This window comes from Microbacterium sp. UBA3394, from assembly GCF_002358725.1.
GTDB classification, from domain to species: domain Bacteria; phylum Actinomycetota; class Actinomycetes; order Actinomycetales; family Microbacteriaceae; genus Microbacterium; species Microbacterium luteum.
In genome coordinates, this window is record NZ_DEPK01000198.1 from 1 (window position 1) to 2,621 (window position 2,621).

The 2,621-nt window shown below is 68.4% G+C and carries 2 protein-coding genes; one reads left to right on the forward strand and one right to left on the reverse strand.

Annotated features, from left to right (window positions below):
* The coding region (locus tag B4E30_RS12095) for a DNA gyrase subunit A (protein WP_286795427.1) at nucleotides 1-1,564 on the forward strand (1,564 nt) is incomplete at its 5' end.
* Nucleotides 1,565-1,592: 28 nt separating this feature from the next.
* Here the strand turns inward: B4E30_RS12095 and B4E30_RS12100 are convergent.
* Nucleotides 1,593-2,621 (reverse strand): toprim domain-containing protein (locus B4E30_RS12100; protein WP_286795428.1); only part of this gene is annotated, 1,029 nt, incomplete at its 5' end.

Consider the following 2,621-nt stretch of genomic DNA (forward strand, 5'->3'; position numbering starts at 1 on the left):
CGTGAACGACCTCACCGACCGTCGACACGGGTTGCGGCTGGTCATCGGCATCAAGACCGGGTTCGATCCCAAGGCCGTTCTGGAGCAGCTCTACCGACTGACCCCTCTCGAGGACAACTTCAGCTTCAACAACGTCGCACTCGTCGAGGGACAGCCTCAGACGCTCGGGCTACGCGACCTGCTCCGCGTCTATCTCGAGCATCGCATCTCGGTGGTCACGCGCCGCAGCCGCTACCGGCTGGAGCGCAAGAGGGAGCGCCTGCACCTCGTGGAGGGGCTGCTCATCGCGATCCTCGACATCGACGAGGTCATCCAGGTCATCCGCACCTCCGATGATGGCGACCAGGCCCGCACCCGGCTCATCGACGTCTTCGACCTCTCTCAGCCACAGGCGGAGTACATCCTCGAACTGCGCCTGCGTCGGCTCACCAAGTTCAGCCGCATCGAACTGGAGGGCGAGCGGGACCAGCTGAAGACCGACATCGCCGCCCTCGAGGAGCTGCTGGCCAGCGACGCCCTGCTCCGCGCCCAGGTCGCCAGAGAGCTCCAGACCGCCGCCGACATGTTCGGCACCCCGCGGCGCACGATGCTGCTGAACGGCGGGCCCGTGCAGCCGCGTTCGCGGAAGGCCGCTCCCGCCGATCTGCAGATCGCGGACACGCCCTGCCGCGTCTTCCTGTCGACGACCGGCCGCATGGTGCGGGCCGATCTCGATCCCGAGGTCGGCGGCGGGGGTCTCGTCGCCCCCACCCGTCGGTCCTCGCACGATGCCGTTCGCTCCGGAGTCGACGCCACGACCCGTGGCGACGTCGGCGCGGTGACCTCCCTCGGTCGACTGGTGCGGTTCTCCCCCGTCGACCTGCCCTCCGTCCCCGGGAATTCCGTCGCCCTCGCCGCCGGCGCACGCGTCGATCAGTATCTGCCGCTCGGAAAGGACGAGAAGGTCGTGGCGCTCGTGTCGCTCGCCGACGACCCGCCCCTGGCCCTCGGCACGGCCGCCGGGATCGTCAAACGCGTCTCGGCCGCCGAGATCGCCGCGAAACCCGACGTGGAGATCATCGCCCTGAAGGACGGAGATCGCGTCATCGGCGCCTCGGCCGCCCCCGATGGGTCGGAGCTCGTCTTCGTGACCACCGATGCGCAGCTGCTGCGATTCGAGACCTCCAGCGTGCGGCCCCAGGGACGCTCCGCAGGCGGGATGTCCGGCATCCGTCTCGCCGACGGACAGCGCGCCATCTTCTTCGGCGTCGTCGCTGCGACGACGGAGACCGTCGTCGTCACCGTCGCCGGCAGCGCCGACGCCCTCGCCGGTGCCGACGCAGGCTCCGCCAAGGTCTCGGCCTTCACGGAGTTCCCCGCGAAGGGCCGGGCGACCGGCGGAGTGCGTTCGCAGCGCTTCGTGCGCGGTGAGGATGCGTTGACCCTCGCGTGGGTCGGTGACGATCCGCGCGCGGTGGGACCCGAGGGGGCGACACGCGCGCTGCCGCCGTCGGGAGCGAAGCGAGACGGCTCCGGCACGCCGCTCGATGCCGCCGTCGGGTCCATCGGGACAGGCGTTCGCTGAACCGTCCGCGCCGGCGCCGAGCCCTGCGTCAGGCGTCGATGCGCTCGCGTCCCAGCCGATCGCTGGATTCCACGATGAACTCACGGCGAGGGGCGACTTCGTTTCCCATGAGGAGCTCGAACACGGTGGCCGCCGCTTCCGCGTCGGTCAGCTGCACACGTCGGAGCATGCGTCCGGATCGATCCATGGTCGTCGATGCCAGCTGCTCCGCGTCCATCTCGCCGAGGCCCTTGTAGCGCTGGATCGGCTCCTGCCACTTCTTCCCCGCTTTGCGCAGCTTCGCCAGCAGCGCGTGCAGCTCCTTCTCGGAGTAGGTGTAGATCGTCTCGTTGGGCTTCGACCCGGGATGCTGCACCACGACGCGGTGCAGCGGCGGAACCGCGGCGAACACGCGCCCCTCCTCGATGAGCGGGCGCATGTAGCGGAAGAAGAGCGTCAGCAGAAGCGTGCGGATGTGCGCACCGTCGACGTCGGCGTCGCTCATGAGGATGATCTTTCCGTAGCGCGCGACGGAAAGATCGAACGATCGGCCCGAGCCGGCGCCGATGACCTGGATGATCGAGGCGCACTCGGCGTTGGAGAGCATGTCGCTGACGGACGCCTTCTGGACGTTCAGGATCTTGCCGCGGATCGGCAGAAGCGCCTGGTACTCGCTGTTGCGCGCCAGCTTGGCTGTCCCCAGAGCCGAGTCGCCCTCGACGATGAACAGTTCCGAGTCATTCACGTCATTGCTGCGGCAGTCCACCAGCTTCGCGGGGAGCGAGGAGGACTCGAGCGCGTTCTTCCGGCGCTGCGTCTCCTTGTGCGTGCGGGCCGAGATGCGCGCCTTCATCTCGGAGACGATCTTCTCCATCAGCTGCGATGTCTGCGACTTGTCATCCCGCTTGGTGGACGCGAAGCGCTCCTGCAGCCCCTTGCTCACCACGCTCGAGACGATCTGGCGCACGGCAGGGGTGCCCAACACCTCCTTGGTCTGCCCCTCGAACTGCGGTTCGGGCAGGCGAACGGTCAGGACGACCGTGAGGCCGGCGAGGATGTCGTCCTTCTCGAGCTTGTC